Annotated in this window: 13 protein-coding genes and 1 other annotated feature; all 13 genes read right to left on the bottom strand. The window is 33.2% G+C overall.

Going from position 1 to position 18137, the window contains the following annotated elements; all coding sequences use genetic code 11:
* Window positions 1-119: 119 nt before the first annotated feature.
* The 13 genes from HMPREF2811_RS10010 to HMPREF2811_RS09950 all read right to left on the bottom strand — a co-directional run bounded on the left by HMPREF2811_RS10010 (window position 120) and on the right by HMPREF2811_RS09950 (window position 18067).
* A complete protein-coding gene (locus HMPREF2811_RS10010) occupies window positions 120-1004 on the bottom strand; it encodes an ABC transporter ATP-binding protein (protein WP_071409200.1) in 885 nt (294 codons plus the stop codon).
* Window positions 1001-2053 (bottom strand): ABC transporter ATP-binding protein, encoded by a 1053-nt coding sequence (locus HMPREF2811_RS10005; RefSeq protein ID WP_071409199.1) that lies wholly within the window; start codon window positions 2051-2053, stop codon window positions 1001-1003. Before HMPREF2811_RS10005 ends, HMPREF2811_RS10010 begins: the two co-directional genes overlap by 4 nt.
* A 9-nt stretch (window positions 2054-2062) precedes the next feature.
* Window positions 2063-3130 carry an oligopeptide ABC transporter permease gene (gene opp3C / locus HMPREF2811_RS10000; RefSeq protein ID WP_071409198.1) on the bottom strand — a complete coding sequence of 356 codons (1068 nt, stop codon included), beginning with the start codon at window positions 3128-3130 and terminating at the stop codon, window positions 2063-2065.
* The gene (gene opp3b / locus HMPREF2811_RS09995; RefSeq protein ID WP_071409197.1) at window positions 3130-4068 is read right to left on the bottom strand and encodes an oligopeptide ABC transporter permease; all 939 of its coding nucleotides are present in this window, start codon (window positions 4066-4068) and stop codon (window positions 3130-3132) included. Before opp3b ends, opp3C begins: the two co-directional genes overlap by 1 nt.
* A 526-nt stretch (window positions 4069-4594) precedes the next feature.
* Complete coding sequence (locus HMPREF2811_RS09990) at window positions 4595-6247, bottom strand: peptide ABC transporter substrate-binding protein (protein WP_071409196.1); 1653 nt, start codon at window positions 6245-6247, stop codon at window positions 4595-4597.
* A gap of 77 nt (window positions 6248-6324) precedes the next feature.
* Window positions 6325-6587 (bottom strand) — a binding site (T-box leader).
* Window positions 6588-6669: 82 nt separating this feature from the next.
* Window positions 6670-7521, bottom strand: coding sequence for an LCP family glycopolymer transferase (locus tag HMPREF2811_RS09985; protein WP_071409195.1), 852 nt, complete (start codon window positions 7519-7521; stop codon window positions 6670-6672).
* A gap of 637 nt (window positions 7522-8158) precedes the next feature.
* Entirely contained in the window at window positions 8159-8941 is a 783-nt protein-coding gene (locus HMPREF2811_RS09980) for a DUF4422 domain-containing protein (protein WP_071409194.1), read from the bottom strand.
* Between the two features lie 20 nt (window positions 8942-8961).
* Window positions 8962-10026 (bottom strand): acyltransferase, encoded by a 1065-nt coding sequence (locus HMPREF2811_RS09975; RefSeq protein ID WP_071409193.1) that lies wholly within the window; start codon window positions 10024-10026, stop codon window positions 8962-8964.
* A 64-nt stretch (window positions 10027-10090) separates the two neighbouring features.
* The gene (locus HMPREF2811_RS09970; RefSeq protein WP_071409192.1) at window positions 10091-12238 is read right to left on the bottom strand and encodes a C39 family peptidase; all 2148 of its coding nucleotides are present in this window, start codon (window positions 12236-12238) and stop codon (window positions 10091-10093) included.
* A gap of 94 nt (window positions 12239-12332) precedes the next feature.
* Complete coding sequence (locus HMPREF2811_RS09965) at window positions 12333-13409, bottom strand: glycosyltransferase family 1 protein (protein WP_071409191.1); 1077 nt, start codon at window positions 13407-13409, stop codon at window positions 12333-12335.
* Complete coding sequence (locus HMPREF2811_RS11800) at window positions 13402-15600, bottom strand: glycosyltransferase family 4 protein (protein WP_246829853.1); 2199 nt, start codon at window positions 15598-15600, stop codon at window positions 13402-13404. Before HMPREF2811_RS11800 ends, HMPREF2811_RS09965 begins: the two co-directional genes overlap by 8 nt.
* Window positions 15601-15613: 13 nt before the next feature.
* Entirely contained in the window at window positions 15614-16615 is a 1002-nt protein-coding gene (locus tag HMPREF2811_RS09955; RefSeq protein ID WP_071409190.1) for a glycosyltransferase family 2 protein, read from the bottom strand.
* 21 nt (window positions 16616-16636) lie between these two features.
* A complete protein-coding gene (locus HMPREF2811_RS09950) occupies window positions 16637-18067 on the bottom strand; it encodes an oligosaccharide flippase family protein (protein ID WP_071409189.1) in 1431 nt (476 codons plus the stop codon).
* Between the last annotated feature and the right edge of the window lie 70 nt (window positions 18068-18137).

Genomic DNA, 18137 nt, shown 5'->3' with positions numbered 1-18137 from the left:
ATTGATAGATACTCTGTTATAGGACGCTTACACAAAAAACAACATGGATTGGATAAGAAATAGAAAATCAATTGATTTTCCTTTCCTCTGTCCAGCCTCATGCTGTTTATTTTTATTCTTTATGGTTTTACCCAATGATTGGGTTTTATTTCAGTCATTTCACTTTGTAAATCAATCTTACTTTCATCAAAGATAATGCGCTGGCGCTCACGTTCATAATCAGGGTCTGGTAATGGTATCGCTGATAATAAACTTTGCGTATACGCGTGTTGAGGATTGGCATAAAGTTCCTCCGCATCGGCTAATTCAACCAATTTACCGCGATACATCATGCCAATACGGTCACTAAAGTATTTAACCATTGATAAGTCATGGGCGATAAATAAATAGGTCAAGCCTCTTTCAGCTTGTAATTGCTCTAACAGGTTAATAATCTGCGCTTGAATCGACACATCTAAGGCTGAAATTGGCTCATCACAGACGATAAATTGTGGTTCGACTGCTAAAGCTCTCGCAATCCCTATCCGTTGACGTTGGCCCCCTGAGAATTCATGTGGATAACGCGTCGCATGGTCAATATTAAGACCAACTGTTTCTAATAATTGATTCACCCGATCATTGCGTTCTTTCTCATTATGGGCTAAGCCATGGACATCAATCCCTTCAGCAATGATATCGCGTACTTTCATGCGCGGATTTAATGATGCATAAGGATCTTGGAAAATCATTTGAACTTCTTTATTGAATAAGCGTCTTTGCTTTAATGAGCGACGCTCTTGATTACTTTGGCCATTAAATAATATTTCACCATCAGTCGGTTGATATAAATTGACAATGGCACGACCAATAGTTGATTTACCTGAACCGGATTCGCCGACTAAACCAAAGGTTTCGCCTTTATAGATATCAAAGCTAACATCATCAACTGCTTTAACTTCATTAGGAGTGCCCGCATCATAATATTGTTTTAAATGTTTCACTTGGACAAGTGGTTCTTTTTTCATGACTGTCTGCCTCCTTGTTGACATTCGCAACGATAATGTTCATAACGATCTAAAATATTTTGTGGGGGTGTGACCTCAGGTGCTTGAGGATGTAATAACCAAGTGGCCGCATAATGTGTATCACACACTTGAAACATCGGTGGCTCCTCTTCAAAGTCTATCGCTAATGCATACTCATTTCTCAAAGCAAAGGCATCACCTTTTGGTGGATTCAATAAGTCCGGTGGCGTGCCAGGAATCGCATAGAGCTCTCCTTTTTGGTCTGGAGTCGGCATGGCACTTAATAAGCCCCACGTATAGGGATGTTGTGGGTGATAATAAATATCGTCTACGCCCCCGATTTCGACGATTTTACCGGCATACATCACGGCTACGCGGTCTGCCACATTCGCAACCACCCCTAAGTCGTGGGTAATAAAAATAATAGACATGTCTTTTTGGCGTTGAATTTCTTCTAATAACTCAATAATTTGTGCTTGAATCGTCACGTCTAGAGCCGTCGTTGGTTCATCCGCAATTAAAATCTCAGGGTCGCCCGCTAAAGCAATCGCAATTACAATCCGTTGACGTTGGCCTCCTGAAAATTGATGAGGGTATTGCTTTAATCTGGCTTCAGGATCACGAATACCACATAACGTTAATAATTCAATCGTTTCTTCGATGGCTTCACTTTTAGACATGCCTCTTTGTTTGGTTAAGATTTCCATAATCTGTTGACCAATGGTTAGGGTGGGATTTAATGACGTCATCGGGTCTTGGAAAATCATCGCAATTTGCGTTCCCCGAATGTCTCGCATTTGACGTTCTTTATATTGTAATAAATTTTCACCATTAAATATAACTTCTCCCGATTTGATGATGGCATTTTTACTTAATAACCCCATAATGGAACGGGTGGTGACCGTCTTACCAGAACCTGATTCACCAACAATCGCTAAAGTTTCCCCTTTATGTAAGTCGAAGCTCACGCCACGAATAGCCTGCACTTCACCGGCAAAGGTTTTAAAACTAATTTGTAAATTCTTGACACTTAATATCGGTTCATTCATGTTCGTCACCTACTCTTTCATTTTAGGGTCAAAGGCATCCCGTAGCCCATCCGCTAATAAATTAAAGGATAACATCAAGACCGAAATAATCGTAGCTGGATACCACATTAAATGCGGTAAGAAGCGGAAAGTCTTATAGCCATCACTAATTAAGGTTCCTAACGATGCATCCGGTGCGGGAATACCGATTCCGATAAAGCTTAAAAAGGCTTCAAAGAAAATCGCACTTGGTAAAGCAAACATCACTTGCACGATAATAATCCCGATCATATTTGGTAAAATATGTTTCAACATAATTTTAATCGGATGTTGACCTAACACTTGTGCTGCTAAAACATACTCCGTTTGTTTCAAACGTAAGGTTTGGGCACGGACCACCCGTGACATGGTAATCCATGACGTTAAGGCAATCGTAATAATAATTGAAATTAAACCCGGTTTTAAGACTAATAACATTAAGACAACGATGACTAAGTTTGGTATCCCTGATAACACTTCTAATAAACGTTGCATAAAGGTATCGACTTTGCCACCTAACCAACCTGAAGTTAATCCGTAAATAATCCCAAATACTAAGTTAATTAAAGCCGCAACAAAAGCCACTAATAGCGAGATTCGTGTCCCATATAATATACGTGACAATAAGTCACGACCTAAAGAATCTGTTCCTAAATAATAATAGGTGCCGGCAGGGACATTGGCTTTCTCATAAGTATCGATGAGTTTCTTACCACGACTCATCGCTTTACCATCAAACCACGTCGTCCACTCTAATCCTGGTATTTTAGGTGCTAAATTGGCATGGGCTGGATTTTGTGCATACGGTGAAGCTGGTGCAATCAATGGTGCGAATAAAGCTATCAGTACAATAATTATTACTACGAATAAGGCAACCATCGCCCCTTTATTTTTCTTCAAGCGTCGCCACGAATCTTGTAAGAAGTTCAAAGATGGCGCATGGATTTTTTCGCTTTCTTGTCGTGTTTGACGATGGTCAGGTGTTAATAATTGTTCATCAATCGATAGCTTCGCTAATAATTCTTCATTATATTTTGAATCTATTAAAGCCTTCGTCATTATTTACCCCCTCCCATTCTTAATCTTGGATCAATGATACCGTATAAAATATCGACAATTAAAATCATGACAATTAAAATAGTAGAATACATAATCGTAATCCCCATAATCGTTGGATAATCATTGACTAAAATAGATTTAGTAAATTGTTCACCGATACCAGGGATTGAAAAGATTTGTTCAATGACTAATGAACCGGTCATTAAACCAGCCGTCACCGGTCCTAAAATCGTTAATAAAGGAATTAACGCATTACGCAAGGCGTGTTTTAAGATAATATAAAATTTAGAAAAACCTTTCGCTTTAGCTAATTCAATATAATCACTATTTAACACTTCAATCATTTCCGTACGGATAAACCTTGCCGCTTCCGCCATTGGCGAAATCGATAAGGCTAACGTTGGTAAAATCGTTGACTTAAACCCTTCACGCCAAAACGCAATCGGCAACACTTCTAACACAACCGCGAAAATAAATTGTAAAATAACGGCAAAAACAAAGTTTGGCACACTCCGTCCGGCAATCGCGAAAATAGATGTGAAAGTATCAATCCAAGTATTTTGCTTAACCGCTGCGATAACACCTAGAAATGTTCCTACTACCGTCCCTAAAACCATCGCTTGTAAGCCTAATTGAATCGAAGGACCAGCCCGATCCGCGATAATCTGGGTCACGGGTAAATTATTAAATTGGAAAGAATAACCAAAGTCTCCCTTTAATATATTGCCCAAATAGGCCAAATACTGATCAAAAATTGGTTTATTCAACCCATATTTTTCATTCAATAATTCTAATTGTTTTGCAGTCAATAAATCTTGATTAGCAAATGGCGTCCCTGGTAAGAATTGTAATAAGAGAAATGTTGTTGTGATAATAATAAATAAGGTCAATAACATATAAAGAATACGTCTTAATAAATATTTCCCATACGAATTCATTTAGCCACCTCTTTCTTTTAATAAATTTAAACTATTGTTAGTATACATGAAATTCTTTACCTTGTTAAATGATTAGTTTCTCAGCTTAACAACACATAAGCTAAGGAGTGAGCTAAAAGTCGACCATCACATGATGTTAGCTTCCTAGGCCCACCCCTTAAGAGTTGCGTAAGTACAAAGTGCCAGGTTAGATATTGTAAAACACCAAATCGTGACGATTGTTGCCCTTAATTGATGTCACAAGACAGACTGTTCATTATGCATTATTAGTATTATAAACATGGGATGTTTTTAGCGATTGAATTGAGAACAGTTTACTCCCTCGTCTTAACACATTATCAGTTCGTCATTATTTTTAACCTTCTTAAAGACAAAATATACTATTCGTTAGTATCTATTAAAGTGCTGAAACTTAATCTTTTTCCAATACTTTGAATACACTAAACATGATACGATAAGTTCATCTTAACTCCACATATAAACTATTTAATAAGGAAAGGAATTAAACTAAATTGATTCACTGATTTTATTGATAAGTCAACGTTGTAAAATCGACACCCGAACCATCAGGATTAACTTCAATATTATCAATTTTATCAGAAATCAATAAAGAGGTATTATTTTGAATTAATGGCACTAGAATTTGACGATCTAATAAATAGTTTTCGGCTTCATGTAATAATTCATAGCGTTTCTCAGGATTCGCAATGCTTTCTGGCGAATTCGCTTGGGCTACTATGGCATCAAACTCTGAATCAAAGAATTGGGCATGATTATGTTCAGCATTAGTTAAGAAGTTAACTAAATATTCATCCGCATCACCTAAGGAAGCACTCCAACCACCAATCGCAATATCAAAATCAAATGACATCATTTCTTCAAAACGGTTTTTCGCTGGTAATGGTCTTAATACTAATTTAAAGCCGTCTAAATTAGATTCTACTTGTCCTTGAATAAACTCACCAATTTGCTTCGTTACTTCACTATCGGTTACTAATAATTCAAGTTCAACGGTATCCGTTCCTAATTCTTCTTTCGCTTTTTGCCAATATTCTTTGGCTAATTCAGTATCGTAAGTGCTATAGTCTTTTTGTTCTTTAACATAGTCTTCTCCGGTCAATGTATTAAAAACGACATTTTGTGGGACTAAGCCTTTAACCGGCTCGGCTCCTCCACTTAATATATTTTGAGTCAAGGTTTGTCGATCGATGACTAATGAGAATGCCTTACGTAAATTTTCATTTTGTAATGCTTCATTCGAACTGATGCCCCATTCAATATAAGAATGTGAAACTCCTGGGAAACTAACTAAACTTTCGTGATCTTGGAATTCCGCTAATAAATTACCAGAGATGGCTGCCACATCAATTTCACCAGCTTCCCATAATTCAACCGCGGTATTAGGATCTTTTACCACATCGATATGCACTTGGCTTGTTTGGATGTCTGAAGCACCATAGTATTCAGGGTTTTTAGTATAGGTCCATTCTAAGGAAGTTGCGATCCACCCTTCAATCGTAAAGGGTCCATTTCCTAGAAAATGCTCACTATCAGTTCCATAAGCTTCACCGGCTGCTTCAACTGTAGCTTGATGTTGTGGATAATAATTAACATGGGTAATATAATTTAAAAAGTTGGCTTTAGGTTCTTCCAAAGTGACTTTTAATTCATAATCATTAACCACTTCAACACCTAAAGTATCGGGTTCAGCTTCACCACTGGCGATGGCTTCTGCTCCTTTAATAACGAAGAATAAATAGGCATTCGCTGAACCGGTATCCGGACTAATTGCCCGTTGCCAAGCATATAAATAATCATTCGCGGTGACCGGTTCACCATTCGACCATTTAGCATCTTCTCTTAATTTAAACGTATACGTTAATCCATCTTCACTTACCGTTGGTAATTCAGCGCCGGCCGGTTGAATACTACCATCAGTAGCAATTTGTAATAAGCCTTCACCTACTTGACGTAGCGCTGTAAAAGCAACAGTATCATAAGATTTAGCTGAATCTAAAGTCGTAATCTCAGAAGATTGCGTCCAATTCAATTGTTGTTCTTCGGCTGCTTGCACCGTTAGAAGCTGGCTATGATTGAAATTAACTTGACTGACTACCCCAACTTGACTTTGTAATAATACTAAACCTGCGACACTGATTTTTAACCATTTATTTGACATATTATCTCTCCAATTCATTTGATTTGTTATTGATTTGGAGATCATTGCAATAAAAAAAGCTTCATCCCCGCCTCAACGCAAAGGATGAAGTTAATAGACTCCATGGTACCACCTTTATTTACAATTTTATTACTAAAATTGCCTCTATGAGTACGGCTTTATCTAGAATTTAAGCTTATACTCGCTCTCTATAACGGGAGACCCCGGGTTACCCTTACCAACTGGCTCGAATAACAACATGACTCCAAGACCATTTTCAAAACCTCACTTTACTTGTTCACACCAACCACAAGCTCTCTTTAAAAGACTTAGCCTTTACTTATCTCTTCATAGTCAACATTATTTAACTGTGTTTTTATCTTAAACGAAGAACATCACATCTGTCAAGACCAAATTATTAAAAAAATAATTTAAGGACTGTTTTATTCGTCATTATTGTGTGATAGTTGATCTTTAATAGTCGTTAAATCGGTATTATTTAACACTTGATAAGGATCATTATCAATCGTTTCTAATTCGAGTGGCAGTGGGATTAGGTCAACATTGCCAAATAAATTTGGCGCCATCTCAGCTAATTTGGTCCATTCACTTAAAGCAAAATTATGGTCAATCATAAATTTATTAGCCTTTGATAATAAAGAAAGCTGAAACAATAAATCACTCGCTTCAACTTTCGCAATTAAACCGTCTATGACTTGCTTTAAACGGCTAAATTGTGCAGCAGTATCCGCATCTTCCAAGTTTTCTTGTAAATAAGCTTTCACTTCGAATCCAGTCAGTGTTTGTCCATTAACCGTTAAACCCTCCACGTCATCAACAAACTGGGCAAATTTATCTAAATCAATGCCAATATAGCGATCAATCGGCAACTGAATCACTTCCTGCACCGCTTGATTGGTTTCAGTGACTTTAGCGTTTGAATCACCATTAGCTAGATACAATTTATTAGCTTGATCCTTACTTTGCCGATCTATATATAATTGCGTCGGCAGTGCAACGACTACGGATTTCTTACTAGTAGGATTGTAAGAAAAGACTAGCACTAAGTCATTTAATAATTTGACTGACTGGTCATCTGTGGCCTTAGACTGGCCATAAAGCGCAAAGATCATACTATCTTTACCAAAAACTTTCTCGCTATCTGGTTCTAGTGTGGATGCAAAAGAATGCGACTCACTTTCCGATGGTTGATTAATAAATGTTCTTATTCCAAAAGAGACTGCAAATAAAGCGATGATTAGTATTACTATTTTGAATAAAGTTTGCTTTTTCATGATTGACACCTCCTAGAGTATTTTCCCTTACTAGCATTATAACGAGCTTATATTCAAATTGGAAATGATTAACTTTTCGGTAAAAAAATAGGGAGTGGACAAGAAATCGAAAAACACAATTGTTTTTCGCTTCGTCTGTCCACCCCCGCACAGAATTGAGTAGATCTAAAGCGAGTCATTAAGATGCCCTTTGATACCACTCAAACACTACGCTATTAATTATAACCGATGACTGAATAGAATTTAAAAAGGTTTATACCTATCTCCATTAAGACGCAGTTTGATGTCACTCAACCACTACGCTTTTAATTAATGAGCAATCACTTGACTGATTTTATCAAGTCGGTGTCTAACCTCATTAGGACTCAGGTTGAGACCTCTCAACTACTGTAATAAAAAATAACAAAATAAAATTTTTTAGTCTCGAATCGCGCTAATTAAGACGTCACTAGTTACAAAACATTAATCGATGTCGAATTCGACTCGAATGACACTTAAAAAGCTAGGTCATCTTAGCTTCAATTATTGTACAATCGATTGTAATTCAGCTAGGCCCCCGTTTACAAACATTTAATGATTACGTCTTTTGCTTATTCATAAATCATGACTACTAATTCTTTAGATCTTTCTTATCTCATTAAAAACTTTTTGTATATTTTTTTCCGAAAAATTTCGCTTTTAAAAAGCTAGAACCTTTTTTAAACCAATTAATTTTATCCTCATAATGATAAGGTATTTCTCTTATTTGAATATTATTATTCTCTAGCCATACATTAAACAATAATTCACTTACTCTACCAGGATAACGTTGTTCAAAAGCTGTCATCTCATCAAATCCAATGCGTTCAAATAATTCAAATAAAATAGGAAATAACCATTGACAATACTGATTCGATAAAGGTTTGGACATAATAAACATATTATACATATATCCACCTCTTTGATGCATAACAGAATCAAAAGCCGATAAATATTCTGGGGTTAACTCATTAATAATAGATCTCGCTACTTCCAGATGAGTCCCGTCCAATGTATGCTCATAATGACTTTTTAAAGTTTCAATATAATAGTTTCTTTTTTTAGGAACTAAAGCAACATCCTCTTGTAATAAAGAATCTAATATGTGTTTATCCATTACTCTTTCATCAATTGTTGCTTTTTTTGAATAATGAGGTTTAGTAAAGTATCGGCGATAATGTACTAAACCTAAATAATCAGTATCTAAGTTTTTCCATGCCCAGTATAATGCCGTTAATTCACTAAAATAAGGATTTAATTCAGATATATTCTCACCTTCATCGTCTCGTTGATAACCAAGACAGTCTTTACCTTTACTTCCTACTTGTACAGGTAAATAGATTGATTCTGAGGGCATTTCCCAAGTCTTATGCGTTGCAATTAAAATTTTTATGTCTGTCATTTCGATAACTTGTTCCTCACTTAAAATATTTTATTATTTTGCTTTATTACATTTTTATAAATAAAGTTCAATCCATTTTTCATAATAGCTACAATGATAACTGAAACAATGAAATTTAATAGCGATAAATAGAGTATCCCCATTTCCAAACTCTTAGATTGATAAAAATACTCAACAATATATTCCTGAATTATTGAATGAATCCAGAATACTCCAAATGATGTAGAAGCGATAATTTTTAATGGTGTATATAAAATTTGACTTTTTATCTGCACTAAAAGTGCAAATAACACTACAGTGGTGACTAAAAGTAACGCACTATTATACCAGACTTGATAATCATAGCCCTCAAGAAAACTTAAATACTGAGCTACTATCAATAAAACTAGACTAAAGAATCCAATGAAAATCAATTCATTTTTAAAATTAAAAGTAAATAGTTTTCTCTTAATTAAGCCACCCAATAGGACATAAACCCCATAATATCCCATAAATTCAAATGTTGACTGATTCTCAATTATAGGGTGCTCAAAGGTAATCTTTAACTGATTATAATCGACCAAAATAAACTGATAAAAAACAATTGGTATTAAGGTAAGAATTATCATTTTATTTGAATAACGTTGAAATCCATAAGCAATTAAGGGCAAAAATAAATATATTCCTAGAATTACTGGTATATACCACGTCTGAACGCCTGGTAATTTTTCTAAAAATAACAATTGCTTTGAAATTCTTAGTAAGTCAAATGTTTCGCCTTTTAACAAAATATCATGTCCAATTAAAATAATTAAGCCTATTTCAGATTTTATTAATAATGGTAAAACATACTTTTTCAAAAAGTTATTGGGACTATTTAAATGTATTGTTTCATATTGTCTGTCCAACATTAAATAACCAGTAGACATGAAAAATAAAGGAACACCTATTCTTCCCATTGTGTAACCAATCGTAAAAATCAATCTGTCATTTTTCCCTGGTAAATATAATTGACCGTGATAAAGTAACTCAGTTGAATGTACTAAAACTACACAAAATATTGCGACTACTCTAATAATGTTTAAAGAATTAATTTTCTTTTGCATACTACACTCCTAATATCTTTCAAAAAACAAAGACTTGGCAAAAGCCAAGTCTCTACTGGTTAAATCAAGGCAAAATACTTTGTTTACGGTAAGAAATTGCTTTTTTACCAAAAGCATTAAATTGCCATTGTAAATTAGCATAACTGAACTTATTATTTCTTGGATTTCCCCAATGTTCTTGATGATAGAAACCTGTACTATCATAACCTGTTAATAAAATAGAATGATAATCACGACTTGCTAAGAATGATGAACCATTATTTCCATTTAAACGGATATTAGGCCATTTCCACGCATAATAAATTTGAACTGTATTACCATTAGCTAATTCTCGTTTAATCTCTTCAAATGTAGCTCCTGTTAAATCAGCAGCATTCGGAACAATTTTTTGAACAACAGGAACTAATGCTTCTGGCCACATTGCTGAATATGCACCACCTAAGTTCCAGTTATTAACGATGGACGGATGACTTAACATCCCAGTTCGAGGATCATCAGTTCGCTTGATATGTTTAATTAAAGTAAAAGGTGATTGGTTTCCGCCAGTTGAATTGATTCCACTAGCAGCTGTTCTTAACCAACATCCTGATTCCCAACCATCTTGATATAACATCCACATTTTCCATTGGCCTTGATCGAGCATGACTTTCGACGGTAATTTAGCACCATATTTATCACGACGCGTCAAATATCCCTTGTTATTTGATTGATACCAAATCTTATCAACATCACTTCTAGACCATTTATTTACAGACATTTTTCCGCCGTCAACTTTTCGCTCAAAGAAATATTTATTATTATTCATCGATAAAACTTTGTCAAACTGTTGAATACCTTGTTTCCAATAACCAGCTTTCCCGAAAGTTTCTAGAATTTTACCAATTCCATCAGTTTTATGCCATTTATCTTCCTTTTTACTATAAGACCATTTGTTTTCTGAACGGACACCATTCGTAGTTTTATCTTCTACGTAGTAATAACCGACTTTTGGTATTTCAATTACTGTATCATATTGTTTTTGACCATAAATCCAGTAACCAGCTGTACTTAATGTTGAAGCAATTTTACCTTGAGGACCTCCATAATGCCACATTTTCTCACGTTCACTAAAGGCCCATTCATCAATTGCCATTTCACCTTTATGTGATTTATCTTTCACATAATAATACGCTTCATTAGGTATTTCTACAACTGTATCGAATTGTTTTTCACCGTGAATCCAGTAACCATTTTTCCCTAATGTAGAAGTTACTAAACCATTAAAAATTGCGTAATGCCATTTTTGTTCTGCTGGACTATATGCCCATTTGTTTTTTGCCATTTTACCCATAGTATCCCAATTTTCAAAATAATAATATCCGAATTTTGGAATTTCTACAATTGTATCAGCAATTTGAACACCATTCACCCAATATCCAGTTGGACTTAATGTTGAAGAAATGACACCATCATTTTGACCATAATGCCATTTTTGCTCATTGTCACTAAAAGCCCACTGATCACGAATTAGTTTTCCTTGTTTTTCCTTATTACCAAAATAATAAAAACCTTTGTCTGGAATTTGTAACACAGTATCAAATTGTTGAACATCTTTAATCCAGTAGCCTAATTGATTCATATAAGATACATTTTTTCCTTTTGAATCATAGTAATTCCACTGGTTAACCTTGTCATCGAATACCCATTGAGAAACATATTTTGGTGACTCTACCTTAATATCTTTCGCTGAAACTTGAGGCAGAGGTCTAGTTTGATCACTCAGTTCGGATTGCTTTGTTATTTCCTCTGTAACACTTTCAGTTTCAATAGTAAGTTCATCGCTTATAGCTATTATTTCCTCAACTGTTGTTTCATTTACTAATACACTTTCTTCTAAAACTTCAGTAGTTTCTTGGAAATGAGTCAATTCATTAACTTCAACCACTTCCGACGATTGTTCCTCATCAGCTACTACATTCTCTGAGGTAGTTTCATCTATCGTTGATTCAACCTCTAAATTATTGGCAGTAATATTCTCTTTAATTAGCGATTCCGTGGTTACGACTGGCTCAGTGGCAACGCTCGTCATATCTGATTGCTCTATTAGCGACATCTCTGCAGAATCAATTAAATTATCCCCTTCAATTTCTTGCGCCTTAATAGGTGCAACGCCAGACAATAAATAACAGCAAGATGTTAGTAAAAAAATCTTGCCTATCATTTTAGTCTTCATATTCTCTCCCCCAAAAATTATTCTTATATATATAAGATTATCATATAAACACTACAGTATAAAGTTAAAATTACCGAAAATTTGTTAATCAATCTTAATCTTTACTATCATATAAAAATTCGATTTCTTTTATTATATTTCTAATGTGATACTGTTTCGCATTATCAAGATTAAAATCTTTTCTTTTTACTTTTAATATCTCGGTTGCCCATTGTTTAACCGGCTCATCCAAGGATAAAAAGTGCATGTTATCGGTCAATTTAGTTTGCTTATCAATTTGGTCAGATCCAATAATTGGCAATCCATTTACTTGAGCTTCAATTAGGCTTAATGGAACGCCTTCGTATAAAGATGGAAAACAAACGACATCAAATGCATGATAATATTGCGCTGGATTAGAAACACTGCCGAGTAAAAAGACATTTTGATCCAAACCTAATTTAGAAATTTTGTTCTTTACTTCTGTTAGATAGTTGTCACCATGGCCTAAAAGCATAAGTTTTGCATGGGGTTGAATTGCTAACAACTCATTAAATATATCGATTAAAAATAATTGGTTCTTTTCTGTAGCAATTCGACCAACATGTCCAATTACTAAATCACTTTCTGCAATTAGATATTCATTGCGAATTTTCTGTCTTTCATGCTTATTAAATTGAAACTTGTCTACATCAATGCCATTTTTAATAACTTCAAAATGGTCATTAAATAAAGCTTTGCCCGCTTTCTGGCCTACCGCTATCCTTACATCTGAAAAGTAATTAATAGACTTCTTCATCAACTCATTATATATCTTACGAAAAAAGGTCTGTTCTTTATCAAATCCAGCTGTATGTGAATGAACAACAATTTTTTTTACACCAGCAAGCTTTGCTATTGGTGCAATAAACCCGCTACTTGTAAAAGTATGGATATGAACAATTTCATAATGATTGTGCTTTAATAAATGATAGAGACTGACGATATATTTCAAAATACTCTTAGAAGGAGGTGCAATTTGAATAATTTTGCAACCTAATGCTTTCATTTCTTCTTCGTAGCCTTTTATTGTGGGCTCATATATTAAAAAATCATGTTGATATTTCGTATTCTGATAGCGAACAATATTAGCAGCCATGTTTTCTAAGCCACCGATATTTAAACTACCTGTAATCTGTAAAACTTTAGTCACGTTTAACCCCCTCCAACATAACATCCAATATCGAAGCTTGTACATTTTCAAAATTAAATTTGATTTTTAATTCTTCTATGTTAAATTTATCATATTCTAAATTTTTATTAGCTTTAATGACACTAGCTATTTTTTCTATCGATAAATGATTAATTAAAGTAGACGTTTGTTCATTTAATACTTCTGAGATTACACCACGATCGTTAATTAAAACATAAAGACCACTAGCCATGGCTTCTAATAAACTAATAGGTAATGTCTCATCAGGATATTCTGTTGGTAAGATAAAATAATCCATTTGTTTTAAAAGTTCAGCTTTGTCTTTACCGTATACACCATTAATAAAATTAACTTTTGGCATTTTATCGATGGTTAATAGAAATTGACTTTTTAATGAAGTATCATAAAATTTCCCAGAAAACCAAAATTCAAAGTTATCATCCTGCATAAATTTAGCAAGTTCGACTACACGCTGATACCCTTTTTCTGTCAACATATTTGAAAAATAAATAATTTTGTTGCCTTTTTTCTGTTTGAACTCGTCTTCAGTGATGAACATTTCCTCAGAAATGGCATTGCGAATAATAATAAACCGATCTGATGAAAGTTTTAAATGATGAAACATTTCTTTTTGTTTTTCACCTAACAAGATTATTTTGTCTACAGATTGAAATAACCATCTATCTAAAGGTATTAACCAATTATTTTTTTCTAACATTTGTCCAAAACTACTGTTATGATAGTGTAAAACAATATAGTTTCCTTTTAACTTAGCAACTAACAAGTAACAGATATCCCGCAAATGTCCCATTAATGATCCTGCTGGTGTAAAATAGAAGGTTTTCGAAGAACTCGTTAGAATTGTATATAAAGATTTAAAAAAGAGTTTGTTATCCGAAATATCCAATTCCGCTACATTATCCCCTAAATTATCTTTAGCATATTGAATAATATCATTCAAAGCTTTACCAAGACCTGTTCCTTTATCTTTAATCTGACCAACTATCAAAATATCCTCAGAAGATTTAACTTCTTTCTTAACTGTAACAGCAGGTTGATTAATATTAGCAAAATAAGCGACCCAAAGAGGATTATAAATGGGATTAAAAAAATGCGGTGCTATAAACCCATGGATATCGGCTAATCCAACTAATATCATTAAAAAATATTGCTGATTTTTATATAATTTTGACATAAAATTGGTATTCAAATAAATCAAATACGTTAAATAAAGGACGCCAAATTTTAAGTAAATTTGTAAATAACCATTATCGATAAAACTATAGGGCTTAGATGGATCAAATTCCCCATAGCCATTCATGATTACTTCTTGACCAAATAAAGTCCAATTATAATTTGATAGGGCTAGTTTGCCATACTCTAAACGACCAGACAATAATTTATTAATAAAATCAAAGAACGGATGATTTGGTACAAAAAAGTGCGCAGTTAAAAATGATAACCAAAATATCATTAAAATTAATGGAAATACGTAAAAATAATATTTTCTATATTCTGGTCGATAGTAGTCAAAGGTGACAATGGTTATGAGTAATAAAATTAACATTACATCTAATCTCGCATCGACGTAAAACATTAAAAAAAGTGCTAAGCCAAAGCCAATAAAATTATTTAACCATATTGATTTTTTTTGATTTAAATAGTAATAAAATCCATATAAAAAGAATATAAACCCAGAAAAATCAGTCGGATAGCCAATACCAAAAGCATAACGTTTCGTTTCCCAATCTGAACGATAGATGATTTTATTCTCAATAAATCCGATAGTTGCCAGAAAGAAGACGATTAATACTATTCCTCCCACTATCAACGCATGATATTTAATGAATTTTTTTAGTGAAATATTTTTTAAACCTAAAGTGAAAATCAAATAATAAATTGGAAAATTCTGTCCTCCAAAAATACGAATACCAATTGTAATAATAATTAATATTAACCATTGAATTTTTTCTCGTGTTGAAACTTGATTTCTTCCAATATCGATTAAGATTTTAATTATCGTAAATAACAACGGAAGTTTTGAAATCGGTGCTAAAATTGAAGGCACTGGTATTGTTGTAATCAGTAATAAATTAGAAATAATAAAAGTAAAATAAGGAACATAAAATAATGATTCATAGACCCATGGCTTATCTTCAATTTTTTTAAGATAAAGATTTATCTTTTCCATAATTTTGCCTCCATTATTTTTTCTTCATTTGTAACTGGTAAGCCTTTGCTATTAACAACCATAACTGAGGGAATTTCGCTAAGATTTTATCTTTTTTTCCAAATGGATGATCAATTGAAAAAGAATGATTGTTTATTAAAAATTGTTGGAAATCACTCCACTCTAATTTCCCTTCATCATGCGACTCATCCATCAAATATATATTCGTTTGAATTGAATTTAACTCGGTAATTTTTTCATTTATATATTTAATTTTGGTAGAAGATAATTTTTGTTGGTGATTATTTAAATAGTGAACTAGTGATTTAATGACATGTTCATGCATTTTTTTATTTTTCACATAGCTAGTTAAACTAACACTCTGATTTTCATCACCTAATTGGTACTGATAAATTGGTATTTTTAAATAAGCAACATTTTTTATTAAATGCATTGGAAAAATATTATATTGCATATCAACATAAAAACAATGTTCTGATAATTTAATATCATTTTCTCTTAATAATGAGGTTTTATAGGTAACTGAGTGCATTTCTGGTATACGTTGCACACGTTCTAAAAATGCATCATATTCATATATTTGACCTGATTCAACATTTTTAAAATCTACTATTTCCTTCTTTTGTTCTTTATAAAAATCTTTCACAAAAGGAGAAATAACTTGATCAACATCTAAAGTTTTTAATTCGATTAATAACTTCTCAAATTCAGTTGAATCTACATAATCATCGCCATCTACGATTTTAAAATACTTTCCTAATGCACTCTTAATTCCAGCATTTATCGTCGAACCATGTCCGCCATTTTCTTTATCAATTACACGAACAACATCTGGATATTGATTAGCTAAATCGTTGGCTATTTCTAATGTATTATCTGTTGAACCATCATTAACAATGATAACTTCAACCATATTTCGTACAGATTCTGAAATGTTTAAAAAGGTCGGGACTGTTTCAGGTAAAAAACTTGCACTATTATAACTTGGGATGACAATTGAAATTAACTTATCCACATTTTCACTTCCTCACTATTATTAACTTTTCTTTTTAATTATCATTATCGCTTTCTCTTGAATAATCTGAATAATCATTGGGCGTAACAGGACAATTAATAGACTATATACTAATCCACCTACTAATGTCATTATCATTAAAGCCTTCACACCAGTGAAATAATTCCCTAATAATTTGACTACGAAAAACATGACCGCACTACTTAACATATATTTCCATAAATCTGCAAATAACAATTTAACTGGAATTAATTTATGGACATACACTAACTGATAAAAAGTGACAGAAAATTCTGCGACTGTTGCACCAATAGCGGCACCCATAACGGAGTATTTTGGTATTAATATTAAATTTAATAATATATTGATTATCGCTCCAAAGAACACAGAACCGGTATATCCGGTCATTTTATTAAGTGGCAATAAAAATTGTTGTCCGATTACATTACTCCATGATATAGCAATGATTACTAATGATAAAACCATCAAGATTGACTCTATACCAATAAATTCTTCTCCAAAAAATAATAACGAAAATTCCTTCGCTACCCCAATCAAGCCGAAAGTCAATGGGAATGCTATTAAATTGGCAAAATTGATTGAATAAATTAAATATTGAGTGACGGTTTCCATTTTTCCTTTAACATATTCATTAGCCATTCTAGGTAACATGACCACACCAGTAGCTGTTACAACTGCTAATAAAATTTTCACAATTTTATCAGCATTATCAAAAAAACCTGTTTCACTTACCCCGGCAATATTCCCTAACATTGTTTTATTGACCACTACATACACTTGAATCGCAATTTGCGGTATAAATAATTGAATAGCTGGTAATAAATGTTTTATTAAATTTAACTCTTTAAATTGAACCTTTGTTAGATATTTTTTTAGGTATGGCCATAATAAAATATTCCCGACTAATTGAGAGACTGTTAAAATTAAAATGTATACAATCGTATCCTCTTTCGATTTAACAAGCCAAAATATTAGTCCTAAACTTACTAGTTTAACTAAAACATTACGAATGACCGTTTTATCAAACTCTTCCATCCCCATGAAAAACCACGAGATATCAAATATACTCGCAATGAGAAGTGGTAACTGTGCTATAAAAGCCCCCTTCAAATCTCCTGTTTTAGCAATAAATATTAAATAAGCCAATACAGAAATACTTACTGTTATCAGTCTTAACAGTGTAATCTCCCAAAAATTAAGAGTTGTAGCTTTTTTATTATCTCTAGAATAAGCAATTGTACGATTACCGTATGTTAAAACACCCAAATTACCAAAAAGTATAAAGTAAGAAACAACGGAGTTAGTATATGCATTAATACCAACTCCGTATGCTCCTAAAACTCTTGATATATATGGTACTGTAACAAGAGGGACTATCAGTACAAACACTTGATAAATTAAATTGTACAAATAATTCTTTATTATTTTCACGATTTTAATCCTTAAATTCTTTTCTTACTGCATTCAACGCTTCATTAATGACCATATGCATATCATAATA

It is taken from the genome of Globicatella sp. HMSC072A10, from assembly GCF_001811625.1.
GTDB classification, from domain to species: Bacteria; Bacillota; Bacilli; order Lactobacillales; family Aerococcaceae; genus Globicatella; species Globicatella sanguinis.
The sequence above is the reverse complement of the archived record's forward strand: the minus strand, read 5'-3'. Positions and strand labels throughout refer to the sequence as shown.

Coding starts and splice junctions, on each gene's coding strand:
- HMPREF2811_RS10010 (WP_071409200.1), bottom strand. CDS start 1,004: ATGAAAAAAGAACCACTTGTCCAAGTGAAACATTTAAAACAATATTAT.
- HMPREF2811_RS10005 (WP_071409199.1), bottom strand. CDS start 2,053: ATGAATGAACCGATATTAAGTGTCAAGAATTTACAAATTAGTTTTAAA.
- opp3C (WP_071409198.1), bottom strand. CDS start 3,130: ATGACGAAGGCTTTAATAGATTCAAAATATAATGAAGAATTATTAGCG.
- opp3b (WP_071409197.1), bottom strand. CDS start 4,068: ATGAATTCGTATGGGAAATATTTATTAAGACGTATTCTTTATATGTTA.
- HMPREF2811_RS09990 (WP_071409196.1), bottom strand. CDS start 6,247: ATGTCAAATAAATGGTTAAAAATCAGTGTCGCAGGTTTAGTATTATTA.
- HMPREF2811_RS09985 (WP_071409195.1), bottom strand. CDS start 7,521: ATGAAAAAGCAAACTTTATTCAAAATAGTAATACTAATCATCGCTTTA.
- HMPREF2811_RS09980 (WP_071409194.1), bottom strand. CDS start 8,941: ATGACAGACATAAAAATTTTAATTGCAACGCATAAGACTTGGGAAATG.
- HMPREF2811_RS09975 (WP_071409193.1), bottom strand. CDS start 10,026: ATGCAAAAGAAAATTAATTCTTTAAACATTATTAGAGTAGTCGCAATA.
- HMPREF2811_RS09970 (WP_071409192.1), bottom strand. CDS start 12,238: ATGAAGACTAAAATGATAGGCAAGATTTTTTTACTAACATCTTGCTGT.
- HMPREF2811_RS11800 (WP_246829853.1), bottom strand. CDS start 15,600: ATGGAAAAGATAAATCTTTATCTTAAAAAAATTGAAGATAAGCCATGG.